This is a genomic window from Shigella sp. FC1567, from assembly GCF_001743015.1.
Taxonomy (GTDB): domain Bacteria; phylum Pseudomonadota; class Gammaproteobacteria; order Enterobacterales; family Enterobacteriaceae; genus Escherichia; species Escherichia coli.
The window spans coordinates 1-3,537 of record NZ_MIIV01000184.1; the positions used below are offsets into that span (position 1 = coordinate 1).

Here is a 3,537-nt window from a genome sequence, read left to right on the forward strand (position 1 = left end):
TTTCTGGTGCGTACCGGGCTGAGAGGCGGTGTAAGTGAACTGTAGTTGCCATGTTTTACGGCAATGAGAGCAGAGATAGCGCTGATGTCCGGCAGTGCTTTTGCCGTTACGCACCACGCCTTCAGTAGCGGAGCAGGAAGGACATCTGATGGAAATGGAAGCCACGCAAGCACCTTAAAATCACCATCATACACTAAATCAGTAAGTTGGCAGCATTACCGAAAATCGTTGTCCGTTAACTTCCATATTAGCATAGAGATAACGCTTACATTTCATTAATGCCCATGGTAAATAGATACCTAGCGTTATAATCGTTAACAACACATTCACCACACAAATAAGAAAATATCTCTCACCTGTACCATGAAAAACAAACGAATGGGACGGAACATCCATTTCATTAATAACTTGAGCCATAAAAATTCCCTGAATTAAAAAATCCATTGATATAATTTATATATACAGACAGTAAAATGTTCTGCCACGTTACAATACTCTTATCAGTAATAGGCTGGCAAAAACTTTATTGCTTTATAAGATGCTTGCGCACGTAAGAAGAGAGTGGTATTAAACAAATGTATAATTACTTTATTTTTATTGGGTTAAACTATGAATAACATTGCGCCGCAATCACCTGTAATGCGTCGCCTGACGCTACAGGATAATCCTGCTATTGCCCGCGTCATTCGTCAGGTATCCGCCGAATACGGTCTTACCGCTGATAAAGGCTACACCGTCGCCGATCCGAATCTTGACGAACTGTATCAAGTGTATAGTCAGCCGGGTCATGCATATTGGGTGGTTGAGTACGAGGGTGAAGTGGTCGGCGGCGGTGGGATTGCGCCATTAGCAGGTAGTGAATCGGACATTTGCGAACTGCAAAAGATGTATTTTCTTCCGGCTATTCGCGGTAAAGGGCTGGCGAAAAAACTGGCCTTAATGGTGATGGAGCAGGCACGAGAGATGGGCTTCAAACGCTGCTATCTGGAAACGACCGCTTTTTAAAGGAAGCCATTGCGCTTTATGAGCATTTGGGCTTTGAGCATATCGACTATGCACTTGGCTGCACGGGCCATGTTGATTGTGAAGTGCGGATGTTGCGCGAACTCTAAAAAAATGCCCGCTAGTGTGTGCTATCGGGCATTTTAATCAATTAATTAGTGGCGAACCCCGTCATCGTCTTCATCGACAAAATCTTCATCGTCGCCGTCTTCGCCATTAGGATCTTCAAAATAAGTGCCCCAACCGTCGTACTCAACGTCAAATTTCTCCGCCAATGTCATCAGTTGTTCAACCTGGGCATCGATCAGATCGGCATTCAACGCGCACTCGCTGAGGATGTCGCAGCAAATCACGATATCACCATCTTCAACTTCCAGCTCTTCTGGATCGGTCACTTCGTAACCGAGTTTAAACGCTTCAACTGCTGCTTTTTCCAGGGTTTCCAGATCGTCTGCGGAAAGATGGTGTTCGATGGTGTACAGCGCGTCCGGATCGCTGCCATCTTCCAGTAATTCTTCAATAATCAAACGAGTTTCTTCACGCTGTTCTTCCAGTTGTTCCGGGTTTGCCATGGCTCATTCCTCTTAATGTCCTGCCGATACTCTTATTGTCACATACCACTGACATTGCCTCCACCTTTGTGACAAAGATTTATGCTTTAGACTTGCAAATGAATAATCATCCATATAAATTGAATTTTAATTCATTGAGGCGTTAGCCACAGGAGGGATCTATGTCCGGGTTTTATCATAAGCATTTCCTGAAATTACTCGATTTCACGCCAGCTGAACTCAACAGCCTGCTGCAGTTAGCCGCGAAGCTGAAAGCCGATAAGAAAAGCGGCAAAGAAGAAGCCAAACTCACTGGTAAAAACATCGCGCTCATCTTCGAAAAAGACTCGACCCGTACCCGATGCTCTTTCGAAGTTGCCGCATATGACCAGGGTGCTCGCGTTACTTATCTCGGCCCAAGCGGCAGTCAGATTGGTCATAAAGAGTCGATTAAAGACACTGCCCGCGTGCTGGGTCGCATGTATGACGGTATTCAGTATCGCGGCTATGGTCAGGAGATTGCCGAAACACTGGCGGAATACGCTGGCGTGCCGGTATGGAACGGCCTGACCAATGAGTTTCACCCCACGCAGTTGCTGGCGGATCTCCTCACCATGCAGGAGCATTTACCCGGTAAAGCATTCAACGAAATGACGCTGGTCTATGCAGGTGACGCACGTAACAACATGGGCAATTCGATGCTCGAAGCTGCGGCGCTTACCGGTCTGGATTTGCGTCTGGTCGCGCCACAGGCATGCTGGCCGGAAGCTGCGCTGGTTACGGAATGCCGCGCCCTGGCACAGCAAAATGGCGGGAATATTACGCTGACGGAAGATGTAGCCAAAGGAGTTGAAGGTGCTGACTTTATCTATACCGATGTATGGGTGTCGATGGGGGAAGCAAAAGAGAAATGGGCAGAACGGATTGCATTACTGCGTGATTATCAGGTGAACAGCAAGATGATGCAGTTGACCGGTAACCCGGAGGTCAAATTCCTCCACTGCCTGCCCGCGTTTCATGACGACCAGACGACGCTTGGTAAGAAAATGGCGGAAGAGTTTGGCCTACATGGCGGAATGGAAGTGACTGATGAGGTCTTCGAATCTGCCGCCAGCATTGTTTTTGATCAGGCGGAAAACCGCATGCATACCATCAAAGCGGTGATGGTCGCGACGCTCAGTAAATAATTGATATCGCAATAAAGATGCCGGGAAATACAAAAACATCCCGGCATCACATTATTTTATGCAGTAATAGTTCAATTATTCCACCCCAATTTTTTTATTGCTATACGTAAATCTTCCGGAGGATTTAATTTTTCTAACTGTTCTTTATTAATATATTCACATATATTTATTTTCCCATCCCGGAGGATTTCCATCATTCTTGTTCTAATTTTTAATTCATTACCCATCTTTTCTTCAAAAATCTCAACGACATAACCCGGATTGTTATTTACAATTTCATTTGTTTTTTCTTCATTACCATAAACATATCCTAACTCATTAAGATACAGCTGTTCGCCCTCATACTTCTTAAGTAATTGATAGAAGTACCACTTCGCAAAATCAGGTTGCTTCATGAAAAAATCCTTCAAAAAAATATCATTTACTAAAATGCTGACAGGCACTTCATTAAATAGCAACTTAACATCATCAAATAACCTTAGTATTAAGCGTGATTTTTCTTGATTGCTTAAGTTAAAATCATTGACATATGCAACCAACTTATCCCAAATCAATTCCTGTAATTTACGGCTATTTTGGTAATGCTGCCAACTTACTGATTTAGTGTATGATGGTGATTTTAAGGTGCTTGCGTGGCTTCCATTTCCATCAGATGTCCTTCCTGCTCCGCTACTGAAGGCGTGGTGCGTAACGGCAAAAGCACTGCCGGACATCAGCGCTATCTCTGCTCTCATTGCCGTAAAACATGGCAACTACAGTTCACTTACACCGCCTCTCAGCCCGGTACGCACCAGAAA

At 44.8% G+C, this 3,537-nt stretch carries 4 protein-coding genes and 3 pseudogenes; 3 read left to right on the forward strand and 4 right to left on the reverse strand.

The window, feature by feature from the left end:
• Together BHE85_RS12200 and BHE85_RS12205 are read right to left on the reverse strand one after the other, a co-directional pair.
• Window positions 1-165 (reverse strand): IS1 family transposase (locus BHE85_RS12200; protein WP_047664789.1); only part of this gene is annotated, 165 nt, incomplete at its 3' end.
• Between the two features lie 54 nt (window positions 166-219).
• A pseudogene (locus BHE85_RS12205) lies at window positions 220-417 on the reverse strand (DUF898 family protein); the annotation flags it as partial.
• A gap of 192 nt (window positions 418-609) precedes the next feature.
• Between BHE85_RS12205 and BHE85_RS12210 the strand changes: the two are divergent.
• A pseudogene (locus BHE85_RS12210) lies at window positions 610-1,112 on the forward strand (GNAT family N-acetyltransferase).
• 45 nt (window positions 1,113-1,157) lie between these two features.
• Here BHE85_RS12210 and rraB read toward each other — a convergent pair.
• Complete coding sequence (rraB, locus tag BHE85_RS12215) at window positions 1,158-1,574, reverse strand: ribonuclease E inhibitor RraB (protein WP_000002953.1); 417 nt, start codon at window positions 1,572-1,574, stop codon at window positions 1,158-1,160.
• A gap of 161 nt (window positions 1,575-1,735) precedes the next feature.
• Here rraB and argF point away from each other — a divergent pair, with 161 nt between their 5' ends.
• Window positions 1,736-2,740, forward strand: coding sequence for an ornithine carbamoyltransferase (argF, locus tag BHE85_RS12220; protein ID WP_000012900.1), 1,005 nt, complete (start codon window positions 1,736-1,738; stop codon window positions 2,738-2,740).
• Between the two features lie 71 nt (window positions 2,741-2,811).
• Here argF and BHE85_RS12225 read toward each other — a convergent pair.
• A pseudogene (locus tag BHE85_RS12225) lies at window positions 2,812-3,321 on the reverse strand (DNA-binding protein); the annotation flags it as partial.
• Between the two features lie 51 nt (window positions 3,322-3,372).
• On the opposite strand from BHE85_RS12225, the gene BHE85_RS12230 reads away from it, so the two are divergent.
• On the forward strand, window positions 3,373-3,537 hold a 165-nt coding region (locus tag BHE85_RS12230), incomplete at its 3' end, for an IS1 family transposase (protein ID WP_047664789.1).

Bases quoted from the DNA above. Each gene is read 5' to 3' on its own strand.
- argF (WP_000012900.1), top strand. From the start codon at position 1,736: ATGTCCGGGTTTTATCATAAGCATTTCCTGAAATTACTCGATTTCACG.
- rraB (WP_000002953.1), bottom strand. From the start codon at position 1,574: ATGGCAAACCCGGAACAACTGGAAGAACAGCGTGAAGAAACTCGTTTG.